At 63.0% G+C, this 23,636-nt stretch carries 27 protein-coding genes, 1 pseudogene and 1 riboswitch; of the genes and pseudogenes, 21 read left to right on the top strand and 7 right to left on the bottom strand.

All coding sequences use genetic code 11. From position 1 onward, the window contains the following. The first annotated feature begins 31 nt into the window (after nt 1-31). From AC3ANQ_RS08725 to AC3ANQ_RS08695, 7 genes are all read left to right on the top strand, one after another. On the top strand, nt 32-547 hold the full coding sequence (locus AC3ANQ_RS08725; RefSeq protein WP_488304729.1) for a DoxX family protein: 516 nt from the start codon (nt 32-34) through the stop codon (nt 545-547). A 6-nt stretch (nt 548-553) separates the two neighbouring features. Further along, complete coding sequence (gene aroA / locus AC3ANQ_RS08720; RefSeq protein ID WP_488304728.1) at nt 554-1,948, top strand: 3-phosphoshikimate 1-carboxyvinyltransferase; 1,395 nt, start codon at nt 554-556, stop codon at nt 1,946-1,948. Between the two features lie 2 nt (nt 1,949-1,950). After that, nucleotides 1,951-3,066, top strand: a complete 1,116-nt coding sequence (rsgA, locus tag AC3ANQ_RS08715) for a ribosome small subunit-dependent GTPase A (protein WP_488304727.1) — start codon at nt 1,951-1,953, stop codon at nt 3,064-3,066. Nucleotides 3,067-3,145: 79 nt separating this feature from the next. Continuing rightward, nucleotides 3,146-3,958 (top strand): histidinol-phosphatase, encoded by an 813-nt coding sequence (gene hisN / locus AC3ANQ_RS08710; protein WP_488304726.1) that lies wholly within the window; start codon nt 3,146-3,148, stop codon nt 3,956-3,958. A 160-nt stretch (nt 3,959-4,118) separates the two neighbouring features. Further along, nucleotides 4,119-4,231, top strand: a riboswitch (SAM riboswitch). A gap of 35 nt (nt 4,232-4,266) precedes the next feature. Continuing rightward, entirely contained in the window at nt 4,267-5,691 is a 1,425-nt protein-coding gene (locus tag AC3ANQ_RS08705) for an aminotransferase class V-fold PLP-dependent enzyme (protein ID WP_488304725.1), read from the top strand. Nucleotides 5,692-5,740: 49 nt separating this feature from the next. Beyond that, nucleotides 5,741-6,517, top strand: a complete 777-nt coding sequence (locus AC3ANQ_RS08700; protein WP_488304724.1) for a class I SAM-dependent methyltransferase — start codon at nt 5,741-5,743, stop codon at nt 6,515-6,517. Between the two features lie 29 nt (nt 6,518-6,546). Beyond that, nucleotides 6,547-7,260, top strand: a complete 714-nt coding sequence (locus AC3ANQ_RS08695; protein WP_488304723.1) for a metal-dependent transcriptional regulator — start codon at nt 6,547-6,549, stop codon at nt 7,258-7,260. A gap of 46 nt (nt 7,261-7,306) precedes the next feature. On the opposite strand, the gene AC3ANQ_RS08690 is transcribed toward AC3ANQ_RS08695, so the two are convergent. Continuing rightward, nucleotides 7,307-8,752, bottom strand: coding sequence for an MFS transporter (locus AC3ANQ_RS08690; RefSeq protein WP_488304722.1), 1,446 nt, complete (start codon nt 8,750-8,752; stop codon nt 7,307-7,309). Nucleotides 8,753-8,832: 80 nt separating this feature from the next. On the opposite strand from AC3ANQ_RS08690, the gene AC3ANQ_RS08685 reads away from it, so the two are divergent. Together AC3ANQ_RS08685 and AC3ANQ_RS08680 are read left to right on the top strand one after the other, a co-directional pair. Then, nucleotides 8,833-9,207, top strand: coding sequence for a hypothetical protein (locus AC3ANQ_RS08685; RefSeq protein WP_488304721.1), 375 nt, complete (start codon nt 8,833-8,835; stop codon nt 9,205-9,207). 121 nt (nt 9,208-9,328) lie between these two features. After that, nucleotides 9,329-9,469: a hypothetical protein gene (locus AC3ANQ_RS08680; protein WP_268021188.1), complete on the top strand. Its 141-nt coding sequence runs from the start codon at nt 9,329-9,331 to the stop codon at nt 9,467-9,469. An 80-nt stretch (nt 9,470-9,549) separates the two neighbouring features. On the opposite strand, the gene AC3ANQ_RS08675 is transcribed toward AC3ANQ_RS08680, so the two are convergent. Together AC3ANQ_RS08675 and AC3ANQ_RS08670 are read right to left on the bottom strand one after the other, a co-directional pair. Next, a complete protein-coding gene (locus AC3ANQ_RS08675; RefSeq protein WP_488304720.1) occupies nt 9,550-10,548 on the bottom strand; it encodes a S1C family serine protease in 999 nt (332 codons plus the stop codon). A 126-nt stretch (nt 10,549-10,674) separates the two neighbouring features. Further along, nucleotides 10,675-11,145, bottom strand: a complete 471-nt coding sequence (locus AC3ANQ_RS08670) for a MarR family winged helix-turn-helix transcriptional regulator (protein ID WP_488304719.1) — start codon at nt 11,143-11,145, stop codon at nt 10,675-10,677. Between the two features lie 123 nt (nt 11,146-11,268). Between AC3ANQ_RS08670 and AC3ANQ_RS08665 the strand changes: the two genes are divergently transcribed. The 9 genes and pseudogenes from AC3ANQ_RS08665 to AC3ANQ_RS08625 all read left to right on the top strand — a co-directional run bounded on the left by AC3ANQ_RS08665 (nt 11,269) and on the right by AC3ANQ_RS08625 (nt 19,469). Further along, complete coding sequence (locus AC3ANQ_RS08665; RefSeq protein WP_488304718.1) at nt 11,269-12,213, top strand: SDR family NAD(P)-dependent oxidoreductase; 945 nt, start codon at nt 11,269-11,271, stop codon at nt 12,211-12,213. A gap of 70 nt (nt 12,214-12,283) precedes the next feature. Beyond that, nucleotides 12,284-13,120 carry an amidohydrolase family protein gene (locus tag AC3ANQ_RS08660; RefSeq protein WP_488305282.1) on the top strand — a complete coding sequence of 279 codons (837 nt, stop codon included), beginning with the start codon at nt 12,284-12,286 and terminating at the stop codon, nt 13,118-13,120. 1 nt (nt 13,121) lies between these two features. Then, complete coding sequence (locus AC3ANQ_RS08655; RefSeq protein ID WP_488304717.1) at nt 13,122-14,339, top strand: acyl-CoA dehydrogenase family protein; 1,218 nt, start codon at nt 13,122-13,124, stop codon at nt 14,337-14,339. Nucleotides 14,340-14,428: 89 nt separating this feature from the next. After that, nucleotides 14,429-14,884 (top strand): MaoC family dehydratase, encoded by a 456-nt coding sequence (locus tag AC3ANQ_RS08650; protein ID WP_236811820.1) that lies wholly within the window; start codon nt 14,429-14,431, stop codon nt 14,882-14,884. Nucleotides 14,885-14,925: 41 nt separating this feature from the next. Beyond that, the gene (locus tag AC3ANQ_RS08645) at nt 14,926-16,281 is read left to right on the top strand and encodes an MFS transporter (RefSeq protein WP_488304716.1); all 1,356 of its coding nucleotides are present in this window, start codon (nt 14,926-14,928) and stop codon (nt 16,279-16,281) included. A 40-nt stretch (nt 16,282-16,321) separates the two neighbouring features. Then, nucleotides 16,322-17,890 (top strand): o-succinylbenzoate--CoA ligase, encoded by a 1,569-nt coding sequence (menE, locus tag AC3ANQ_RS08640; RefSeq protein WP_488304715.1) that lies wholly within the window; start codon nt 16,322-16,324, stop codon nt 17,888-17,890. Between the two features lie 25 nt (nt 17,891-17,915). Next, complete coding sequence (locus tag AC3ANQ_RS08635; RefSeq protein WP_488304714.1) at nt 17,916-18,335, top strand: CocE/NonD family hydrolase C-terminal non-catalytic domain-containing protein; 420 nt, start codon at nt 17,916-17,918, stop codon at nt 18,333-18,335. Between the two features lie 25 nt (nt 18,336-18,360). After that, nucleotides 18,361-18,746: pseudogene (locus tag AC3ANQ_RS08630) on the top strand (DUF3237 domain-containing protein). A 480-nt stretch (nt 18,747-19,226) separates the two neighbouring features. After that, the gene (locus AC3ANQ_RS08625; protein ID WP_488304713.1) at nt 19,227-19,469 is read left to right on the top strand and encodes a hypothetical protein; all 243 of its coding nucleotides are present in this window, start codon (nt 19,227-19,229) and stop codon (nt 19,467-19,469) included. A 342-nt stretch (nt 19,470-19,811) separates the two neighbouring features. Here AC3ANQ_RS08625 and AC3ANQ_RS08620 read toward each other — a convergent pair whose 3' ends face one another. Further along, the gene (locus tag AC3ANQ_RS08620; RefSeq protein ID WP_488304712.1) at nt 19,812-20,009 is read right to left on the bottom strand and encodes a hypothetical protein; all 198 of its coding nucleotides are present in this window, start codon (nt 20,007-20,009) and stop codon (nt 19,812-19,814) included. A gap of 472 nt (nt 20,010-20,481) precedes the next feature. Between AC3ANQ_RS08620 and AC3ANQ_RS08615 the strand changes: the two genes are divergently transcribed. From AC3ANQ_RS08615 to AC3ANQ_RS08605, 3 genes are all read left to right on the top strand, one after another. After that, nucleotides 20,482-20,850: a hypothetical protein gene (locus AC3ANQ_RS08615; protein ID WP_488304711.1), complete on the top strand. Its 369-nt coding sequence runs from the start codon at nt 20,482-20,484 to the stop codon at nt 20,848-20,850. Between the two features lie 256 nt (nt 20,851-21,106). Next, nucleotides 21,107-21,430, top strand: a complete 324-nt coding sequence (locus AC3ANQ_RS08610) for an HNH endonuclease (RefSeq protein WP_488304710.1) — start codon at nt 21,107-21,109, stop codon at nt 21,428-21,430. Nucleotides 21,431-21,600: 170 nt separating this feature from the next. After that, nucleotides 21,601-21,816, top strand: coding sequence for a hypothetical protein (locus AC3ANQ_RS08605; protein ID WP_488304709.1), 216 nt, complete (start codon nt 21,601-21,603; stop codon nt 21,814-21,816). On the opposite strand, the gene AC3ANQ_RS08600 is transcribed toward AC3ANQ_RS08605, so the two are convergent. From AC3ANQ_RS08600 to AC3ANQ_RS08590, 3 genes are all read right to left on the bottom strand, one after another. After that, entirely contained in the window at nt 21,817-22,479 is a 663-nt protein-coding gene (locus AC3ANQ_RS08600) for an acyltransferase family protein (protein WP_488304708.1), read from the bottom strand. A 256-nt stretch (nt 22,480-22,735) separates the two neighbouring features. Continuing rightward, entirely contained in the window at nt 22,736-23,035 is a 300-nt protein-coding gene (locus AC3ANQ_RS08595) for a hypothetical protein (protein WP_488304707.1), read from the bottom strand. 229 nt (nt 23,036-23,264) lie between these two features. Further along, entirely contained in the window at nt 23,265-23,543 is a 279-nt protein-coding gene (locus AC3ANQ_RS08590; protein ID WP_488304706.1) for an SOS response-associated peptidase family protein, read from the bottom strand. Nucleotides 23,544-23,636: the final 93 nt, after the last annotated feature.

Raw genomic sequence — 23,636 nt, 5'->3', positions numbered from 1 at the left:
CATTGTGGCAAGCCATCCAGGAGGCAAAAACATGTCCCTCGTCCGTTTTCTCGCCAGGCCAATGTTGGCTTCCAGCTTTGTTGTCGCGGGGCTGGACAAGCTCAAGAACGCGGATGACACTGCCGAGCAGCTTTCCCCGCTGCTCCGCCGTGCTTCGGAGTCGCTGCCCTTCCAGGCGGACGAAAAAATGCTGGCGCGCGTCATCGGCGGCACGCAGGTAGGCGCGGGCGCCTTGCTCGCCCTCGGCAAGTGTTCCCGGTTCTCGGCTACGCTGCTTGCGGGTATTTCGGTGCTGAACACTTTTGTCGAATGGCGCTCCGCAGACATCAGCACGAAGGAAGGCCGGCTCGCCCGCCGCGCCCAGTTGCTCAAGAACATATCCTTGACCGGCGGCGTGCTGCTCGCTGCCGTGGACACGGCCGGCCGGCCAAGTCTCGCGTGGCGCGCCGAACACCTCGCCATGGACGCCAAGAAGGCCACCGGTAAGCAGCTCAAGAAGACAGACCGCGCCGTTCGCAAGGCCGTAGACAACGCAGTTGGAGCATAAGGAAGCATGCCAGGAACCCCCGCAACGCAGACAGACGAATCAGGCAGCCCTACAGCCTCCGTACTCCCCTTGTGGCCGGCGCCTTTCGCCGGCCACCCCGTGGATGCCACGGTCACGGTTCCCGGTTCCAAGTCGCTGACCAACCGCTATCTCGTTCTGGCGGCATTGGCCGACGGCCCGTCCCGGTTGCGGGCACCCCTGCATTCTCGGGACTCTGCGCTGATGGTCGAAGCCCTGCGCCAGCTTGGCGCAACCGTTACGGGAGTTCCAGGCGACGGACAGTACGGCCCGGACCTTGAAGTCACCCCGATGGACGCGGCTGCGGCTGCTCCCGAGTCCGCCATCGACTGCGGACTTGCCGGCACAGTCATGCGCTTCGTGCCGCCCCTTGCTGCACTCCGCAACGGCATTTCGGTGTTCGACGGCGATCCACACGCGCGCCAACGGCCCATGGGCACCATCATCGAAGCCCTCCGAACACTCGGGGTAGAAGTCAGCGCCCTGGACGGGCAACCGGCCGCTTCCTTGCCGTTCAAAGTTTCCGGTACCGGTTCGGTACGCGGTGGCCACCTCGTCATTGATGCGAGCGCCTCTTCGCAGTTCGTCTCCGCCTTGCTGCTGGTCGGTGCCCGCTTCGAAGAAGGCCTGCACCTGGAACATGTGGGCAAGCCCGTGCCGAGCCTCGACCACATCAACATGACAGTTTCGGTCCTGCGCGGCGCGGGAGTCCAGGTGGATGACTCCGTGCCGAACCATTGGCGTGTGGCCCCCGGGCCCATCCAGGCTTTCGACGAGAGAATCGAGCAGGATCTCTCCAACGCAGGACCGTTCCTCGCTGCGGCGCTGGCCACCCGGGGAACCGTCCGAATCCCCAACTGGCCTGCAAACACCACACAGGTGGGCGACCTCTGGCGGGACATTCTTGCCACCATGGGTGCGACCGTCACGCTGGACAACGGCACTTTGACTGTCACGGGCGGCTCCGAAATCCTTGGTGCGGACTTCGACGAAACCAGCGAGCTCGCCCCCACTGTGGCGGCATTGTGCGCCCTGGCCTCAGGCCCTTCCCGGCTCACTGGCATCGCGCATTTGCGCGGCCACGAAACGGACAGGCTTGCAGCGCTGGTGGCTGAAATCAACCGGCTCGGTGGCGACGCCGAGGAAACCAGCGACGGCTTGGTGATCCGCCCCGCAGCGCTGCATGCCGGCGTCGTGCACAGTTACGCCGATCACCGCATGGCGACCGCGGGCGCCATCCTTGGGCTCGCCGTCGAGGGCATCCAGGTCGAAGACATCGCGACCACTTCCAAGACCATGCCGGAATTTCCGCAAATCTGGGCGTCAATGCTCACTGGTGGCCCAGCGGCCGCGGACACCGGTTCAACGGAGACAAGCAACTAACGATGGCTCGCGACGCAAGCTCCTGGGACGAATCCGATGTCCGGATCCGCCCCAACAAGAAGGGCACCCGCCCCCGCACGAAGGACCGCCCCAGCCACGACGACGCCGTGATAGGGCGCATCATTACGGTCGACCGCGGCCGATACACCGCAATAGTGGGCGAAAGCTCGGACAACGAGCGAATCGTCATTGCGGCCCGTGCCCGGGAACTCCGGCGCTCCCCCGTGGTCCCTGGAGACTTCGTGGCCCTCGTCGGCGATGTGTCCGGAGCCCCGGATACCCTCGCCCGCCTCGTGCGCGTCGAGGAGCGAAAGACCCTCCTGCGGCGAAGCGCCGACGACACGGATCCCATCGAACGGGCTGTGGTGGCCAACGCCGACCAGCTCGTGGTGGTGGTTGCGTCTGCCAACCCGGAGCCCCGGACAGGATTTATCGACCGCGCCTTGGTAGCAGCGTACGACGCCGGGATCGAGCCGCTACTGCTCGTCACCAAAGCGGATGTCAAGGATCCCACGGAACTGCTCGCCAACTATGTAAGCCTTGGCTTCCCCATCATCATCAGCCGGACGGCCGATGCAGGCGCCTCCGGCATCGACGCCCGGTCCGACGATGGCTTGTCCGCCCGGCTTGATGGCGACGCCGTCGGCCAACTGCGGGACTACCTCGACGGCAAGGTCACCGTCCTCCTGGGCCACTCCGGCGTCGGGAAATCCACCATGGTGAATGCCCTTACGGGCGCCGAGCGCGCCACCGGTGGGGTCAACGCCGTCACGGGCCGGGGCCGCCATACCTCGTCCTCAGCACTTGCATTGAAGCTCAGCGACGCCCCTGGCGGCAGCTGGATCATCGATACGCCCGGCATCCGTTCTTTCGGCCTGGCCCACGTGAACCCGGACCGCATCCTGCACGCCTTCCCGGATCTGGAACCCGGAACGGAATCGTGCGAGCGGGGTTGCAAGCACGATGCCTCCGCCGTCCGTTGTGGCTTGGATTCGTGGGTCGCTAATGGCCATGCCGGCGAGGCCGGCCCCGCCCGCCTGGCATCGTTGCGTCGGCTCCTTGGCGCGGACCCGCGCATGGAAGTCCAAGAGGCCAAGGAATTGGGCACAGTCAATTGAACCGCAGGGTCAACTGACTGCGCGTCGGTTGCCGTCCTACCTCCCCGGTTCACTGGCGAATAGACGGTAGTTTGGAACCATGACCCAACCCGATTCGAGCTACAACGACGACCTGCGGCTGGCCCATGTCCTGGCCGACTCCGTCGATTCCCTGACAATGGAGCGGTTCAAGGCACTGGACCTTCAGGTCGAGACCAAACCCGACCTGAGCCCAGTGACCGATGCCGACAAGGCTGCCGAGGAAGCAATCCGCGGGCAGCTCTCCCGTTCCCGCCCCCGCGATGCCGTCCTCGGCGAAGAATTCGGCAGCACCGGCCACGGCGCAAGGCGTTGGATCATCGATCCGATCGACGGGACCAAGAACTTCGTGCGTGGCGTACCCGTCTGGGCAACGCTGATCGCCCTCGTGGACGAGGGCGAAGTTGTGGTGGGACTTGTCAGCGCTCCGGCGCTCGGCAAGCGCTGGTGGGCTGCCAAGGGCTCGGGCGCCTACATGGGCCGATCACTGGCCGCAGCCACCCGGCTGAAAGTCTCCAACGTGTCACGGCTTGAGGATGCCTCGCTTTCCTACTCTGAGCTTTCCGAGTGGAAGCAGCACGGCTCGCTCGACAACTTCCTGGGCCTTGAGAACGATGTCTGGCGCAGCCGCGCGTACGGCGATTTCTGGTCCTATTGCCTGGTGGCCGAGGGCGCCGTGGACATCGCCGCGGAACCGGAACTCCAGGTCTACGACATGGCTGCCTTGGTGCCGATCGTGACTGAAGCCGGCGGACGCTTCACGTCCCTGAACGGCGCGGATGGTCCCTTTGGCGGAAACGCCGTCGCTACCAACTCAATCCTGCATTCCGAGGTCCTAAAGAGGCTCAACCCCGAGCTCGACGACCTCCTCTAATCCACTCTATTCACTGAATAAACGACGGCGGACGCCCCCTTTTCGGGGCGTCCGCCACTTTTTCTTCGGCAGAAGGCACATTTTCCGGTGATCGTAACAATCCGCTTAACAATCAGGGTCACATTGGAACCCGCCTCGCGGGTGTCCTAGTCTCTTTACAGGTCACGAGTGCCAGCGCGAAACCCCGGTTTGCTGGCCGGCAACCCTCCATCGCGGCGGGGTGCCCCGGGTGACGACCCGGCCGGTCCGGAACGGATGCGGCAAGCGCGGACCCCCTGCACGCAGGGGTCCCTCTTGAGTGAGGTCCCATGAGCACAGCCACGTTTACTTCTCCCGCTCTCTCGCAGCACCACGATGCCGCGCAGCAGCGCAGTGAATCCCGATCTCCGGCATCCCGTCCGTTGGCCGCGGTGACTGGCGCAGAACTGCAAGCGCCTCTGATCCAGGGCGGCCACGTCCGCTACGCCAACCTCGACTACGGCGCCTCGGCGCCTGCCTTGACCGTAGTTTCGGCATATCTCAACGAGATCCTCCCGTACTACGCGAGTGTCCATCGCGGCGCAGGCTATGCCTCACAGATCAGCACCTCAGTCTATGAAAACGCCCGCAACATCGTCCGCGACTTCGTTGGTGGCCGGGCAGACGATTCCGTGATTTTCACCCGCAACACCACCGACTCGCTCAACCTCCTGGCTGGGTGCCTGCCTGTCGCGGACGGGCGCCACATTGGCGAGGTCCTCTATCTGGACATCGAACACCACGCCAATCTCCTGCCGTGGCAAGGCGTTCCGCACCGCGGCATTGTGGCAGCGGGAACTTTGGTCGACACCGTAGCCAATTTGCGCACGGCACTCTCCCACGGGGGTGTCAGCCTCCTGGCAGTCACGGGTGCCTCGAACGTGACGGGCGAGATCCTGCCCATCAAGGAACTTGCTGCTTTGGCCCACGAATTCGGCGCGCGGATTGTGGTGGACGCGGCCCAGCTCGCTCCGCACCGCCGCATCGATATCGCCGCCGCGGATGTTGACTACTTGGTTTTCTCCGGGCATAAGCTCTATGCACCGTTCGGCGCGGGCGTCCTGGTGGGCCGTCCCGACTGGCTCGACGCCGGCACACCCCACCTTGCTGGAGGCGGAGCAGTCCGCGAGGCACGCCTTGACTCCGTGAGTTGGGCCACGGGACCGGCCAGGCACGAAGGAGGCTCGCCGAACGTGCTCGGCGCGGCCACCCTCGCACGGGCCGCGCAGGTCATCGCCAGCCTGGACCACGAGGAATGGCATGCCCACGAAGCCGCCATCCGTACACATTTGGTTGATGGCCTCAATGCGATCGACGGCGTGACCGTCCACCAGATCTTCAGCGACACCGATCCCCAGGACACCATCGGCGTCGTGAACTTCTCGCTCCAAGGCTATGACGCAGGCCTCGTGGCGGCCTATCTTGCGGCCGAACACGGCATTGGCCTCCGCGATGGGCGTTTTTGCGCCCATCCTTTGCTCAAGCGCTTAGGCCTCCCGTCCGGATCCCTGCGGGCCAGTTTCGGCGTGGGGTCGCGGCTGGAGGACGCCACACGGCTCATCGCAGGCATCCAGGCGCTCAAGAGCAACGGCCTCGGCTGGGACTACGTCGTGGATGCGGGCCGTTGGGTCCCTGCGAACGACCACCGCAGCTACCCGGAGTGGGCTCCCAACACCCCCGGGACCGCGGGCGCAGCTCCCTGCACTATCGACTGATTGCGATAGATTCGTAGGGTATTTTCACGTCCTACGAAGGAGTTCCTGCGTGGCCCCGCGATCCAAAGGCACGTCAGCCGGCCCCAAGCTCTATGAGGAACGGCGCCTTGAGCTCGGTCAGAGCTTTCAGGACGGCGGGGAGCACTATGACAGGGTCCGGCCGGGCTATCCAGCGGATTCAGCCGATTGGCTCCTGCCGGAAGGGGCGCAAGACGCGGCGGACCTGGGAGCCGGGACTGGAAAGTTCACGGCGCTCCTGGTCGAGCGCGGCCTGGCCGTCTCCGCGGTGGACCCTTCCACGGACATGCTCATGCAACTGCGCAAAATGTATCCACAAGTGGTCGCCCTGGAGGGAACGGCCGAGGCAACTGGACTGGCGGACTCAGCATTCGACGTCGTCAGCGTTGCCCAAGCCTGGCACTGGTGCGATCCCCTCGCCGCCAGCACCGAGATCGCCCGGATCCTGCGCCCCGGGGGCGTTATCGGCTTGATCTGGAACCAGTTGGACACATCCGTGCCCTGGGTCCACCGCTTGTCCCGCATCATGCATGCCGGCGATGTCCACAAACGGGACTTCCGGCCTGTGGTTGGACCGGAGTTTGCCGGTCTGGAAAGTCACGTGACGCATTGGGAGGATCCCGTGACCCCGGCTGACATCCTCGAACTGGTGAAGTCCCGCAGCTATTATCTGAGGGCGAATGACGCCACCCGGGCCAAGGTGCTGGGGAACCTCCAGTGGTATCTCTTCGAGCATCTGGGGCACACGGAGGGCGAGGTCGTCACGCTGCCGTACCTCACGCAGAGCTGGCGGGCGTGGAAGGTCTGAGGCCGCCGGTTCAAGATAGGCTTGTAACCGTGAAGACCAGTGCGCCCTCCTCCTCGATCGAGGACTACGTCAAGGTCATCTACTCCTTCACGGAGTGGCAGGACAAACCCATCACGTCCTCGCAGCTGGCGCAGCGGCTAGGCGTCGCCAATTCCTCCGTCTCGGAGATGGTCCGCAAGCTCAAGGACCAAGGCCTGGTGGACCACCAGCCCTACAGTGCCATTACGTTGACGCCCCAGGGAATGCAGCTTGCCCTGGGCATGGTCCGCAGGCATCGCCTGATCGAGACTTACCTCGTGAGGGAACTGGGCTACAGCTGGGACGAAGTCCATGACGAGGCCGAGATGCTCGAGCACGCCGTCTCGGACACCTTCATCGATCGCATGGCAGCCAAGCTGGGCAATCCCGGACGCGATCCCCACGGTGACCCCATCCCCGCCGCTGACGGTTCGGTGACCCTGCCACATGCGCACCGAATGATCGAGCTCGACGACGGCCACTCCGGGAAGATTACCCGGATCAGCGACGAGAACCCGGAGTTGCTGCGCTACCTGTCTGCCGAGGAAATCGACCTTGATGCCAACATCCAGGTAATTGGCCGCAAGCCGTTCGGCGGCGCTCTGGTGGTCCGGATCGGAAAAGGCCCGGGCAGCCGCGACTACGATCTCGCCGACGAAGTCACGTCGGCGCTTTGGGTAGCCACGGACACCGCGCACGAGGGTTGCGTCCTCGCGGAACGCTAACGAAACGGCCGCTGGACCGCGCAGTGTTTCAGGACCGCGCTGTGTTTCAGACGCGCTGGGTTGCCGTCCCGCCGTCGTCGGGGGCTGGACCCTCCGGAGAATCCGTCACCGCAGGGGCCAAGACCGGGTTCCGGATCCCGACGGCGGATGCCGCCGCCCCGATGAAGAACAGCACTGCGGTGACCACCACGGCATTGATGAGACCTTGGCGGCTGAAGACCGGGCCGATGATGAGCCCGGCGAACGCGATGCAGATCAAGCCCGCAATACGGGCTATGGCGTTGTTCACGGCGGAGCCGATCCCTGCCTCTTCGGTAGGAACGGCACCCAGGATAGCCGCGGTGAGGGGGGCCACCAGGGTGCTGAGGCCAATTCCGAAGACAATCTGCCCTGGTAGCACCTGCGTCCAGTAGTTCAGGGGCTCCTGGACGGCCATGGTCATGAGGAACCCTATTCCACAGATGAACGGTCCCGCCGTCATGAACCACCGAGGACCGTATTTGCCGGCCAGGCCGCCGAAGAACGAGGCCATGAGCATCAGGATCACAGTCGCGGGAAGCAAAGCTATTCCCGCAGTGGTCGCTTTCATTCCTCCGACTTGCTGCAAATAGATACCCACCGCGAAGAAGCCCAGCGCCAAGGCGCCATAAATGGCGAGCGTGGCCAGGTTTCCCCAACCGAAGTTGCGGATGGCGAAGAGCCGGAGGGGCAGCATTGGTTCCGGGGTCCTGGCTTCGTGGATCAGGAACAGGGTCATGCCCACCACCCCGACGCCGAGCGGCATCCAGACCAGCATGTTCCCCCAGCCCGTCCGTCCCTGTTCGATGAAGGCGTAAACCGGGCCGCCCAGTCCCACCATGGCCAGGAAAGCACCGAGGTAGTCGATCTTCTTGTTCCTGTCCGTGGCGGCGTCGGACTTCCGCAACCCCGCCAGAATCGGCCAGACGGCGACGCCCGGAATCACGTTGATAAAAAAGATCACGCGCCAGGACAACAGATCTACCGAGGCGCCGCCGATGAGCGGGGCTACGATGGCTGCCGCGCTGGTCCAGCCGGACCACTGGCCGATCGCCTTTGACTGCGCCGGCCCCGAGAAGAACGTGACGATCATGGCGAGCGAACTCGGAACCAGGAGCGCCCCGGCGATCCCTTGCAGGCCCCGTGACACCACCAGCACCTCACCGTTCCAGGCGAGACCGCAGATGACGGAAGTGATGGTGAAACCGGCGAGTCCCCATTCCAGGATGCGCGCACGACCGAAATGGTCAGACAGGGAGCCAGCAACCAGGATCAGCGCGCCCAAGGTCAAAAGGTAGGCATCCACCACCCATTGCTGGATGACAAGTCCACCACCCAATTCGCGCCCAATCGCCGGGAGCGCGAGGTTCACTACAAAGCCATCCAAAATAGCGATGAAGGAAGCCACAATAGCCACAACAAGGACCCGCTTTTGCAGCGGAGTGCTTGGCAGCAGGGCCGCTGCGTCGGTCATGAGCACAGCCTACGCCTGCTTGTCCGCTGACGCCGGGATTCCTCCGCAATCCTGCCACGGCGAAAGTCCCGTATCGTTGAATGGTGATTAGCAGACGTGACGCCGCACTGGCCCTTGATATTTCGATTGAAATGGCCCAACGCCACGGCATCCCGTCCAGGCTTTCAAAAGCCGAGCTGACCGAGCTCCAGGACAATCCACCGCAATGGCTCGTCCAATCGCGCGCCAACCGCACCGGCAAGCGGCCTGTCTGGGTTCACCTGAGCTGTGTGGTGTGCGGTTACACGGAGGCTGCCCGTCCCAAGAAGTGGTGGCCCGAGTTCACTTACGTTTTCTGCGGGCACCACCGCAACAGCGAGGTCCCCGGAATCCTGCCCGGCGAGGTCCGCAGCGAGTACGAGGGAATCGGCTCGCGATTCGTGGGCATTGTTGACGTTCCGGCGTCCGAAGCATAGCTGTTAGTGCGTTGAGCGGCCGGTTGCTTTCGGCGGAAACAGGCGTAGCTTACAAAGAGAGGGCCTTTCAGGACCCTCTTTGCAGGATCTTCAGGGAAGATCCGTAGTTAGGGAGCATGACATGCCTGACAAAGCACCGCACCAGCACGAGGCGAAGAAGAGTATCAAGTCCATCAAGGAGAAACGGGCCGTGAAGCGTGCCAAGCACGAATCCGACGCTGCCGTGGATCCCGTGGCCCATTTGAGGATGAGGAAGAAATAGCAAAAAGCCGGGGCCGTCAGGCCCCGGCTTTTTAGCCACCCGGCTTTTTAACGAACTGGTTCCATCATGGCCCCGGCTCCTCATGAATCCGCGTCAGTCATTTCGCTGGGCACGGCCACAATTGCGTGGACTTTTCCGTCCCGAAGGACCGTCAGCAGGAACGGCTCCCCTATGGCCTGCGAAAACAAGAGTTTCTGAAGGCTTTCGGCGCTGGATACGGCCCGCGACTGTGCGCTGAGGACAAGATCGCCCGCAAGCAGTCCCGCTCGCTCAGCCGGAGATCCAGCGATGACTTCCACCACCCGGAGTGCTTCTTTTTGGCCTGTCCGGATCACCGCACTCGCATCCAACGGAATAGGGGTACTCACCAAGCCAAGGTATGCCCTGCGGACCCGTCCGTCCCTGAGCAGCGCGGCGATGATCCGTTGAGTGGTGGTGTTGATGGGCACGGCAAGCCCGAGGCCCAAGCCAGCCACAGCGGTGTTGATTCCAACTATCCGCCCCTTGGTGTCGGCAAGGGCTCCCCCGGAATTGCCCGGATTCAGGGCTGCGTCGGTCTGGATGACGTCCTCGATGACCCTGCTGTGCCTGCCGGACCTGACCGGGATGGAACGTCCGAGCCCACTGACGACGCCCGCGGTCACTGATCCTGCGAGCCCTAGCGGGTTGCCCACAGCGATCACCAATTGGCCCACGCGCAGTGACTCAGCGTTGCCCAATGTGGCGGGCGGCGGGGTGTGGTGCCCGCGGACAATGGCGAGATCGGATAAGGGGTCCGCACCGACGAGTTCGACGTCAGTATGGGTTCCGTCGGCGAAGATTGCCCGCCCGGAGCGGAGACCCGAGACCACGTGGGCGTTGGTCAGCATGTAGCCGTCTCCCGTGAACACCACAGCCGATCCACTTCCGATCCTGACTTGGCCGTTTCTGCGGGCGCTGCTCATCTCCAAAGCTGCAACATGCGGCGTGACAGCCTCTGCGACGTGCATCACTGTCCGCGAGTAGGCGTCCAAGGCTTCGTCATCCGACGGGGCGTCAGGGACGTCCTCAGGAAAAGTTTGTTCCGGCAACGTACTCATCGTGCACCTCCTGTAACCGGTGGTGTCTATATCAACGAATACTCTGCTGCGGTTAGTCCGTTCCGTCCTACGCCGTGGGTGAACGAGAAATTGGCACCTACCCCCCAGCGCCTAACCCCAGAGTGCCTAACCCCACAATGCTTTGCGCAGCAACGCCTTGAGCTCGGCGGCTTCCTCGTCCGCGAGCGCCGCGAGCACCTCGGACTCTGCGCGGCGGGCAGCAACGGCTGCTTGGGCGAGCAGTTGGGTCCCCTTCGCCGTAGCCGTCACAGTCTTTGCCCGGCGGTCCTGCTTGCCGGGTGCCCTGACCACGAGTTTCCGCTTTTCGAGTTCGTCCACCAACGCGACGATCTGGCTGGGGTCGAGGCTAAGGAAGTCCGCCAATTCCCGCTGGGTAGGCTCCAGGCCGCTGTTGGCCAGGAGCAGCACCGAGTACGAGCGCTCCTTGAGGTCGAACTCAGCAAGCGCCCGGTTGTTCACCACCGACCCGCCTGCATGGAGCTTGGCGAGCAGGAAACCCACGTCCTGACTGATCGGCGCGGCGACGAGCCGGTCCTTCGTGGCAGCCTGCTGTTCGTCCTGCGCCTCGATCGTCATAATAAACTCCAATAATCTTCAAAATCAATCGTTGACATTTTCAACTATACGTATTTTCATGGATACAGAACAGCATCCCATGCCTAGCGGACGGATGCACGGGGATCGAGCAAAGGAGCAGCGATGAGCCTGTCAGGAAAAGTAGCGATTGTCACCGGAAGCGGCCGTGGCCTGGGGCTGGCATACGCCAGGGAACTCGCCCGCCAGGGCGCGGCGGTGGTCATCAACGACGTCGACGCCGAGGTAGCCGGCGAAGCAGTCCGGACCATCGAGGCCGACGGCGGCCGGGCAGTCGCCGTCGTCGCTCCCGTCGGCAGCACGGAAGCAGCGAAAGAGCTGGTGGCGGCGGCCGTCAGGGAGTTCGGCCGTCTGGACATCCTGGTCACCAACGCCGGGATCCTGCGCGACAAGAGCTTACTGAAGATGACGGACGAGGACTTCGACCTGGTGATCAACGTCCACCTCCGCGGCACCTTCACCTGCGCCCGCGAGGCCTTCGGCTACTTCAAGGAGAACGGCACCGCTGGCCGCATCATCGCCATCGGTTCGCCGACCGGGCAGCGCGGCAACTTCGGCCAGAGCAACTACGCCGCTGCGAAGGCCGGAATCGTCGGAATGGTCCGGACCTGGGCGCTGGAAATGAAGAAGGCCGGTGTCACTGCCAACGCTGTCATCCCCGTGGCCGCGACGGCCATGACCAAGACCATCCCGTACTTCCGGAAAGCGGTGGAGGCGGACGAGCGCGGCGAGGCCATGCCGCACTTCTTCCGCCACGAGCTTGGCTTTGGAACGGCCGACGACGTCTCCGGGCTCATTGCCTTCCTCGCCTCCGACGAAGCGGCTGGCATTACCGGCCAGGCCATCGGCGCCGGCGGAGACCGACTCCAACTCTGGACCCACCCCGAAGCTGCCGCGACAGAGTACCGCGAGGGCGGATGGGGTTACCAGGACCTCGTAGAGAACTTCGACTCGCTGTTCGGCGACAAGCTGCAGAGCGTCGGCGAAGAATTCCTGCCCCTGCCCGAGGAACTGCAGCCCGAAGCTGCCGCAGCAGCGCAGGTCCGCTGACGTGGCCGCGCACTCCGCACCTCAGCGCTACGAGCTCGGCATCGACGCCTCAAAACTTGACGCGATCGACATGCACGTCCATCTCGAAGTGGATGGCCATAGCCACGAATCGCTGCCACCGGCCCTGACGGAAGCTTCCGCCAAGTACTTCAAGGCTGAGGACCGCACCCCTTCGCTGGACCGGATCGCCGAGGTATACCGCGAACTGAACATGGCCGCGGTCGTCTTCACCGTGGACGCCCGCACGCAGCTCAATCACGAGCCCAACAGCATCCCCGAACTGATCGCGGGAGCCGCCAGGAACAACGACGTGCTGATCCCGTTCGGCAGCGTGGACCCCCGCAGAGGCGCCGAGGCCGTCCAGGGCGCCAAGCACCAGGTGATCGACCTGGGCGCCCGCGGCTTCAAGTTCCACCCGAGCCTGCAGGGCTTCGACCCCTCCAACGAGCAGTTCTACCCACTCTGGGAGACACTGCAGGAACTAGGCCTCCCGGCGATCTTCCACACCGGCCAGAACGGCATGGGCGCCGGCCTGCCCGGCGGCTACGGCATCAAGCTGGCGTACTCCAACCCGCTCCTGCTCGACGCCATCGCCGCAGACTTCCCCGAGTTGCAGATCATCATGGCCCACCCCTCGGTCCCCTGGCAGGATGAAGCCAACTCCATCGCGACGCACAAGTCGAATGTGTTCATCGATCTATCCGGCTGGTCCCCCAAGTACTTCCCCGAGTCACTGGTGCGCATGTCCAACTCCGTGCTGCAGGACAAGGTCCTCTTCGGCACGGACTTCCCGCTCATCACGCCGCAGAAGTGGCTGGCTGCCTTCGCCGACCTCCCGCTCAAGGACGAGGTCCGGCCCAAGATCCTCAAGGACAACGCCGTGCGCTTGCTCGGATTGGACGCCTGACATGGGCGCCATCACAGCTGAGCCGAGCAGGCTCTACAACGTCTGCGACTACTACGACGCCGAGTCCCTCCTCAAGGAGGACGAGCGCCGGGTCCTGGGCCGCTTGCGCGACTTCCTGGACCGCGAAGCGAAGCCACTGTTGGCCGACTACTGGGAGCGGGGCGAGTTCCCTGCGCAGTTGGCCCAGCCGCTCATCGATCTCGACATTATGGAACCGGCGGAGCTCAGGGGCTCCGGGGCAGAGAACGGTCCCGCACGAGGCATCTACCAGGGCTTCAGGATCTTCGAAATCGCCCGCACGGATGCTTCGCTGGCCACGTGGTACACGGCGCAAGCCGGCCTCTTCCGCACCGCCATCCGCGTAGGCGCCTCGGCGGAACAGCAGGCCGAGTGGATGCCGCGCGTGATCGATTTCTCACTCAAAGGCGTCTTCTCGCTGACCGAACCGGAATCCGGCTCGGACATTGCCGGCGGACTCTCCACCACCGCGCGCCGCGATCCCAGCGACGACACCTGGGTGCTCGATGGTGCCAAGCGCTGGATCGGGGGCGCCTTGACGGCGGATGTCCTCGCAGTATTCGCCCGGGATGTCGCGGACGGACAGGTCAAGGCGTTCCTCGTAGACCGCGGAGCCGCCGGCGTGACCTTGGAGAAGATTCAACGGAAAACCGCCCTGCGGATGATGCAAAACGCCCACATCACGCTCGACGGCGTCCGGGTCTCCGAATCCATGCGCCTGCACAACGTGAACTCGTTCAGGGACGTTGCCGCGATGCTCCGGGCCATGCGCTCGGACGTCGCCTGGATCGCCACCGGTATCCAGGCTGGCGCGTTCGAAGCAGCGCTCCGCTACGTCGGCGAGCGCCGGCAGTTCGGCCGCCCGCTGGGTTCTTTCCAGTTGGTGCAGGAGAAGTTGGCCCGCATGCTCGGCAACCTCACGGCAAGTTTGTCCCTCGTGGTCCGGCTGACCGAGCAGCAGGCCAAGGGGGTCTACCGCGACCAGGACTCCGCCCTGGCCAAGATGCAAACGTCCCTGGCGATGCGGGAAACAGTCGCTCTGGCCCGCGAGCTGGCGGGCGGCAACGGCATCACCCTCGAGAGCGATGTTGCCCGGTTCCACGCTGACGCCGAGGCCGTCTACTCCTACGAAGGAACCCACGAAATCAACGCCCTGATCGTCGGGCGCGCCCTTACGGGCGAAAGCGCCTTTACCCGCTAGATGCCCGACGACGGCGGCGGGCAGCCCCCGCACGGCGAGCACCGCCGTCGTACTTCTTCAATAATGCAAAACCACCACAGGAGGCAACAATGCCCAATCTCGTCGTCGACTTCGACAAACTGCTCACCCTCGCCGGGACCGATCTCGGCGTCACCGAATACCGCGAAATCACCCAGGAACAAATCAACAAATTCGCGGATGCAACCGGAGACGATCAGTGGATCCACGTCGATCCGGAACGCGCGAAGGACGGACCTTTCGGCGCCCCGATCGCTCACGGCTTCCTCACCCTCTCGCTCATCATCCCCTTCTGGGGCGAGCTGTTCGACGTCGAGGGCGTCACCACCAAGGTGAACTACGGCCTGGACAAAGTCCGTTTCACCTCGCCGGTCAAGGTGGGAGCGCGCATCCGCATGCAAGCCACCATCGCCGAAGTCACCGAGGTCAAAGGCGGCGCCCAGATCAAGGTTTCCAACACCATCGAAATCGAAGGCCAGGAACGCCCCGCAGTCGTGGCCGAATTCCTCGCCCGCTTCTACAAGTAGTCCACTACTCCCAACCCCCACCACTGCTTTAAGGAACAACGATGTCCCAAATATCGCAGCTTCAATCCATGGACGTGGCCACCAAGCGCAAGGAAGCACGCACGGTCATTGCTTCCAGCTACTTGGGGAGCACCATCGAGTACTACGACTTCCTGCTGTATGCCACTGCGGCGGCAGTGGTCTTCCCCAAGGTCTTCTTCTCGGGAATGGACGACTGGGTGGGTGTCGTGGCCGCCTACGGCACCTTCGCCGCGGGATACGTGGCCCGCCCTCTGGGTGGCGTCATCTTCGGGCACTTCGGCGACAAGCTGGGGCGCAAGGGAATGCTCATTGTCTCCATGTTGGTTATGGGCCTGGCTTCCGCGCTGATCGGCCTGGTCCCGGGCGCCTCGGTGGCCGGGCCTTGGGGTGCCGTGATGCTTGTTGTGCTTCGTGTTTTCCAGGGCATCGCCGTGGGCGGCGAGTGGGGCGGAGCCGCCTTGATGGCTCTGGAGCACTCGGAATCGGGAAGGCGCGGTTTCGCAGCCTCGTTCGTCAACGCCGGGGCGCCATCGGGCGCCGTGCTGGGCACCCTCATCATGGGCGTCTTCTCGGCCCTGCCGAACTCCCAGTTCCTTGCCTGGGGCTGGCGCGTTCCCTTCCTGCTGTCGTTTGTCTTGCTCGCAGTGGGCATGTTCGTCCGGTTGAAGGTTTCGGAGAGCCCGATCTTCAAGGCGGCCATTGAACAGGAAAGGGCAGCCCGGAACGCGGAGGAGGACTCCCGCCCCGTCGCGAAGCCCGTCATCCCGCTCCTCCAGGTGCTGCGCCGGCCTAAGACCCTGATCTTCACCATGCTCGCCGGGGCGGCGGGTTTTGCACTCCAGGTGGTCCTGGCGACGTTCGCCGTCACCTTCGCCGTCTCCAAGGGCGCCGACCGGCAGGGCGTCTTGTACGCCTTCGCCGCTGCTTCATTCATTTCCATCGTCTTCGTGATCCTTGGTGGCCGGCTCTCGGACAAGCTGGGCCGGAGGCCCGTAATGATCGGCGGACTCGTACTCTTCATCGCCTATCTGGTCCCGATGTTCCAGATGTTGTCCTCGAACAACATCCTGCTGATCTTCGTCGCCTTCACCCTCGGCCTGATGATCCACTCGACGCTCTTCGGCCCTCTGGCCGCATTCGTGTCCGAGCAGTTCGGCACCACATCCCGCTATACGGGGGCCTCGCTCGGGTACCAGCTCGCGACGCTCCTCGGTGCGGGTTTCACACCCGGGATCGTGGCCCAGATCTTCAAGGACTCGGGCCAAAACACGGGCTCGGTGGTCTTCTACCTTGCCGCGATGTCGGTCGTCTCCATCATCTTCATCCTGTTGACGCGGGAACCGAAGAACAACGATTTGCAGACCATCCGGCCGTGAGGCGGGGAAAGGTCTAGCTTGGAAAGAAGAAAGGACCGTCATGGAGAATTTTGGCATTGGCTCGTGGCTGCAGCGTCGCCGCCCGAAGTCCGGAAGCAAGATTGCGCTGATCGCCGGAGACCGCCAACTCAGCTATGAGGAATTTGCGGAACGATCGGACAGGCTCGCCAACGCCCTCAAAGCCGGGGGTGTCGCCAAGGGCGACAGGGTGGCCTACCTCGGTGAAAACCACCCCGCCTTCCTGGAAACGCTTTTTGCTTGTGGGCAGCTCGGAGCGATCTTCGTACCGCTCAACACTCGATTGGCGCCGCCGGAGATCACCTTTCAGCTTGACGACTGCGGCGCCGTTGCGCTGATCCACTCCGCGAGCCTCGGCAGTCTTGCGGCCAGCGGCGCGGAAGGCACCCACGTGAGCCGGCGCATCGCCGTCGGCGACTGGTTCATGGGCGACCGTACCGCTTCTTCCGGCGACAGCGGACGTGAGAGCACGACGCCGGCGGAAGACTATGAGGACGTCGTCGCCTCGGGGGCTCCGCAGCATCTGGACGAAGAAGTAGGGCTAGACGACGGTGCCATGATCCTTTACACGTCAGGCACGACGGGTCGACCGAAGGGTGCGCTGCTGACCCACGGCAATATCACCTGGAACTGCATCAACGTGATCGTCGACTTCGATTTCTCTTCCACCGACGTGGCCCTGATGATCTCCCCGATGTTCCACGTGGCCTCGCTCGACATGGGAGTGCTGCCGACGCTCCTCAAGGGCGGGACAGTGGTCCTGGAGTCAAGGTTCGATCCCCAACGCACCCTTGAGCTCATCGAGCGGCACCGGGCCACTACCATCAGCGGGGTGCCCACCACCTACCAGATGCTCTGCGAGCACCCGGCCTGGCCGACGTCGGACCTTAGCTCCCTCAACAAGCTGACCTGCGGCGGATCGGCAGTACCGATGCGCGTACTCGAAGCGTACGAGACGCGCGGGCTGCGCTTCTCCAACGGCTATGGAATGACGGAGACCGCGCCGGGCGCCACCACGCTGCCCGCCGCCAGGTCCTGGGACAAGGCGGGCTCTTCCGGACTCCCGCATTTCTTCAGCGACGTCCGGATCGCCGACGTCGCAGGAGGCCTTGCCGAGCAGGGGACAGTCGGGGAAATCCAGATCAAGGGCCCCAACGTCATCCACGAATACTGGAATCGGCCCGATGCCACGGCTGAATCATATGAAGACGGCGGCTGGTTCAAGTCCGGGGACATGGGTTACAAGGACGCGGACGGATTCGTCTTCGTCTCGGACAGGCTCAAGGACATGATCATTTCGGGCGGCGAGAACATCTACCCTGCCGAGGTGGAACAAGCGATCAGTGAACTAGAAGCCGTGGGCAGCGTGGCAGTCATCGGCGTGCCGGACGAGAAGTGGGGAGAAGTGCCACGCGCCGTGGTAGTGCTCCGCGAGGGAGCGTCCTTAACCGGGGACGAACTCAAGGAACACTTGGCAGGCAAACTGGCCCGCTACAAAATCCCGAAGACTGTGGTGTTCGTGGACGACATGCCGCGAACTGCCAGCGGAAAGATCCGCAAAAGCGAGCTCCGCCGAAGCACCGTTTCCTGAAGTATTCGTTCCTAGGAAGCTTGGCATGTCAGCGTTCGGCCTCGATAGGGAGGCACGACGCAGATCCACCAAGGGTCGGTGCGGTGTCGGCAACGATCGCCTCGACTTGGGCCAGGGCCGAAGCTGCAAGACCATCGTACAAGCCTACGAAGATCTTGCGGGCTTCGGCCAAGGGCCATTTCTTGGGGGAGGAGCTCTTGGGGCCGTTCCGGGGAAAGGCGCGCCAGTCGTCCATGGCCATCGTGCGGATGCGGAAAGCCTCTGTAGCGGTAACAAGCCCGGCGAACGCCTCCGGGTGCAAGTCACCTCCAGCTGCCATCCGCGCTGGGACAGAAACCTGAACACCGGCAAGCGCGCCTACGACTCCGACGAGACGGTCACTGCCCGGCAAACCATCCACTTCGATGAGCTGCACCCGAGCCAGCTGATCGCAGGCGTATTGTGACCACCGACCGGACAACCGCCCCGGGCTGTCCTTCTTCGCCGAAGTCTCTGTCGACGTCGGGCCGCCGGTCGACCTCGGGACTACACCGGAGGGGCACCGCCGGATCGTGCCAATCACCGGAGGAACTTTCCACGGCCGCCATGTCAGCGGGAAGGTCCTTCCGGGCGGCGCCGACTACCAGATACTGCGCAGCCCGGAACTCACCGAACTAGATGCCGCCACGGCACGGAAGAGGACATCGAACGTTTGAACCGCGGCGAGGCCGTCTCCCCGGACCGGATCTACTTTCGTTGCTGGCCACGCCTGACCAGTTCCACACCCGAACTTTCCTGGCTCAACAGCCGTCTTGCCATCGGAACCGGCGAACGCCATCCCCATCGGGTGCTCGTCCGGATCTTCCTGATCGACTAACGAACGGCGCCTTCGTCAGCGGAGCGGCGTGGCGCCGTCGGACCCTCCCTGAACTGAAGCACCGAACGGGCGGCTTCCGTGACGCACCGCTGGTTAACAACCACACCCGGCGCACCGAGGCAGTTGTCGAGTAGGAAATCCCCAAAACAAGCAACCACCACTCGCGACAGGGGCGATCTGTACTCCTACTGTTGCGGCTAGCGTCAATGCCGAGACGGATGGGCCAGATTTCCGCGACTGAGCCCGGACCGCGGATGAGTCCAGAGTCCGCAACCATCAGGAATGGGGTAAATCATGATGACGATGAGGCTGATTCGGACCCCGCTTGCTAGCGCCCACAGCCAAGAAGGTGGACGGGCTGGATGGACTACCCGCCGTCCCAGAACCAGGGTAGGTGCATCACCGCGTAGGGACAAGGACTGACTCCGTACTGGGTCCGCCTCCCGGACTGGGCCGCCGGGGCATCGGCCTTTCGTAGCAATGCCGGAAACAGCCGATGTGCTGGGATTGGGGGCGAACTTGGACGGGCAACAATGGATCTGGGTCGCGCTGGTGATTGTTGGAGCAGCGGTGGTAGGAGCTGTGATGGTCTTTGGACGCCAGCGACGGACGTTGCTTGATCGCAAAAGCACTCCCAAACACCGCGAACAGGACACTGGATATCCCCTGGCCAACGACGGCGGTAAGGGCGACGAGCCCGGGCCTCATCATCCGGAATCCTGAGGCCGACGGAAACAGCAGGCCGCGACCCCGCCCGCGACTACCAACCCAGACAAAGAAAAACACCCCGGTCCGAAGACCGGGGTGTAATCGATGACCCGACTCATCCGTGAAGGATGCCTCGACTCATCACAAAGGTGGAGATGGGGGAATTGAAAACCCCATCTGGCACTTTTTTGGATATCAGTTGCATCCAGGTTCCGCTAGATTCCGCTGTTTTTGCCTAGGTCGAATCTAGGTCGTTCTAGGTCATGTTGGCGACGCCAACAATATTCGAGGGGCAATCTGCCCAACAAATAAGCCCCACCCTCGAGTTGAGGATGGGGCTCATTTTTGCGTGTCCGGTTACTGCTCCGGTGGAGGCTCCGGTGGAGGCTCCGGGCCCAGGCTAGCGGACTCGACGGCGGGACTGGCCAAGGCATCGGCATGGCCGTCAACGTCAAAGCAATCGAGCTCGAGACTCGGATACGTGAAGATGCCCTGGCAGAAGAATTCGAGCGAACCGGAAAGGAGTACCGGGGCAACCTTCGTCGAAATGCTCAAGGGATGGGCAATCCTCGACGGCGAATGGGCAGCCTACTTGGCAGGCGTCGCGCTCGATTGGGTTGACCGAATCCGGGCTCTGCTCGTGCAACGCAGGCCACCATGGCGCCCATGGCCCGGAACGAGAACCAAACCTCTGGGTCGAATACTGGAACCATGACGAGGAAAAGATGAACCATCCCTCGCTCTGGACGGCCGGATGCGACGGATGCGGGGCCGAATGGGCCGGAGACCAGCTGGCGTGGATCAGCTAGAGGATTGCCTGTAGATTCACGTTCCGTGAATGTCCTGCGAAATATTCGAGACGATTTACTGAAAGCGGAAAGGCAGAGAATAGACTATGTTATTTTTGGCTTGTCCATGGACAGATTGATGAGCATGCGCGACGGGAACTATAGACTTTGCCGGCCGACGCGATCACCATGGAGCATCTTCCTCGCATTTCAGGTCTCATTCTCATGAAGGAAAAACTATGGCCCAGCACAATGCTGTCAATTCGGTCCCAGGCGCCCCCCAGCAGCCCGAGCCTTACCAGCCCCAGCCGTCTACGCCCGTTCCGGGTAAGTCTCTCGGAATCGTCGGGTTCATTCTGTCCCTGCTTGGCCCCTTGACCTTCGTCGGTCTGATCGTCAGCATCATCGCGAAGGTCCAGTCACGCAAGGCCGGAGCCAAGAACGGCTTCGCCCTAGCCGGCATCATCATCGGCGCCATTGGCGTAGTCGTGGGGATCATCGTCATTATTGCTATTGCCGTTGGCGCCGCAACCGTGGCGAAGCAGTGTGCAGACCTCGGCCCCGGCGTCCACCAGTCTGGCTCAGTCACGATCACGTGCGGCGGCTAGTCATTTAGAACTGAGGTGCCGGGGCCAGTGCCCGCACGAGCCCCGGCACCGTTCGTTTGGTCCTGAAACGCTGCAGACACGCGCACCAACCAGCTTGCCGCCGTAAGTTGATGTGTTAATCTAGATCCGTTCACAGGACAACTGTCTCTTCTACCGAAGGCTGAACCAGTATGGGTTCGGCCTTTTTTGTTGCCCCGCTATGGCCTTTGCAATGTTAAAACGTGGCCACCACAACTAAATACAGAGGTAGCCGGACATGAACGGCGAGGTAGTCATCGCTACCTCACGTACGGGCACAGCCACATGGAAGCGCATCTCACGCGCAGCCAAGAAGCAAGCCAGATCCGACGGCCAGACCCGATGCCCGTACTGCAGCGTTGTCCTCGACTACGGCGTCGGACTCAACCCCAACAGCGCCGAAGCAGACCACGTCATCCCGCACTCACGAGGCGGACAAGACAGCATCGAGAACTGCGTAGTCTGCTGCCGCAGATGCAACCAATCCAAAGGAAACCGCGCTGCACCAAAAGCAACAACGGTCATGGCAGCCAAGCCGCTCAAAACCAGCCGCCGATGGTGAAAAGTGGATAACCCCAGATACGAAAACTCGTATCCCAGAAACCCGTATCGGGGTATGGGGGAACACCCCTCCCCGGAGCCTCCCGTTCGCACCCCAGGCATTAGCGAAAATATCCCCCCGAGCCTCGGCTAAGTCTGTCTAACCTCTTGGACTGTGGCTAGGGTTGGGCCATGGCCGCTCGGAAAAAGTGGCAGAAAACCACGCTGCAGATGGTCTGGCTTTCCGTCCTGTACGCATTTATCGCGGGTTCCCAGCTCGTAAGTCTGGCTGAGGGTAGCGCGCAATATCCGGTCGTGTCGTGGGTGTTGGTTGCGATTTCTGCGGTCCTCGTGGTGGCGATGGTTTTTGCCCGCATTTGGGCGGGAAAGCACCCGCCGACAGGCTGATCATGTAGGAGGCCGCGCCGTGGATGTTCCTTCTGGCCTTGGTGAGCGTGGTCTTGCTTTGTGGGTTGCGATGCAAACCACGATGACGCCGGCAATGGCGTAGAAATCATACTTCGGCCCCTTGACAACTCGTGCCCAAAAGCGCCACAGGAAGCAGCCCGCCGTAAACTCACCAAGGACCCGAATCCAAATAGACCCGTACCCGATTGGTGCGAAATCTGAGTTCGCTGCAAGAGCGAACTGTCCGGCCACGGTGAACGCAAGGGCGGCAGCCGCAAGCGCGAGTATGCTGGCTCGTGAGCGGACTCGCATCACAGCCAAGGCGAGCAGTGGGAAGGTGAGGTACGCCCCCAACTCGGCGCTGATCGACCAGGCTGGACCGTTCCACGCGTCCGCGGGTGGGACAGCCTGCAACATCAGCACGTTCATCACGAAGCCGAGCGGATCATATTTCCCGTCTGAGGCGAGAGCGACATGAAGAACACCGGCAGCTACGACAAGCAGCGCAACAACCACGAGGGTGATTAGATGCGCAGGGTAGAGTCTGGCAAATCTGTTTACTAAGAATCCCCGGTAGTTCTGCAACGAGACGTTGCGGAAACAGTCAGCATAGTTATGGCTAATGATGAATCCGCTCAGGACGAAGAAGACCTCAACGCCCAAGTATCCGCTCTCGATAAAGACGTGGGCGACCCGATAACGCGCTCATGTTATCCGTCTGAGACGGGCCGGCATAGCTCTTCTTGCTCGACACTGGTCGCTGGTCTTAGGCTTGACCGGTCCAGCCGCGCCGGATCCGCGCCGACATGCGGCCCCTGTGGGATTGGGGTAACCGGCAACTTAGCGGGCCGTGTACCCGCGCCCAGGCCTACACACCATCAGCCCTCGACGTCCCCCACGGTGAGGGCTGATTTCGTGCTTAACGCACATTCCGGTCGATGGTCCGGCGTCGCACCTTGGATGCTTCGACCCAGACTACTTTGCGGCCTTCGTAGTAATCCATCGGCCAGGGCACTGACACCAACACATGGGCTCGCGTCCACCCATGCGCGAACCCCGGCACCTCATGGGTCTCGCCGTTATCGTATTCCAGCATCACGAACACTGGCAGCGGCTCCCGGGCCGTCGTCGCGCCATCCACCACCGCCGGGTCAACCGGAGGCACCACGGGCATGGGAGCCGACGAGCGCGGCGGATTCCAGAACTTCTTTTCCTCCACAGCCAGAGTCTGCCACCGCGGGCAGACAATCGGCGGCTGTTCCCTTGGTCAAGATGTGCGGTCTCCGGAACTCGCTCAATAACCGCCATTTTGGGAGACTGAACCAAGACCTGAGATTGGGGCCAACTTGGACGGACAACAGTGGATCTGGGTTGTGGCGGTGCTAGTCGTCGCGGCCGTGGTGGCCATTGTTATGGCCTTTGGGCGCCGGTGACACTCCCGGTTGCGTTCAGGCGGCCGGCTGGATGAGTTCGGGGCCGTTGTTGCGCACGTAGTTGACCTTGTCGCTGACCACCCGGGGCACCAGGTGTGGTTCAGGCATGGAGTCCAGCAAGGCGCGGACGTCAGCCTCGGCTGTGGTTTCAGGGTCAAGCCAGTCTGAAAACATGTCGGGCGGCACGATCAGTGGTGTGCGGTCGTGGATGTGGCCCAACGCGTCTGAAGCCGCCGTCGTAATGATCGTGGCCGTCCGCAACCAGCCCAGCCCCGGCAGGACATGATCATCCAAATAGACGTAGGAGGGTGTTTCGATCTGTCTTCACAAACAGGGTTTGAACCCTCCACGACGTAAAGTTGATGCGGAAGTTCCAATGAAGGGGCC

The organism is Arthrobacter sp. DMZ02-1R, from assembly GCF_057747935.1.
The sequence above is the reverse complement of the archived record's forward strand: the minus strand, read 5'-3'. Positions and strand labels throughout refer to the sequence as shown.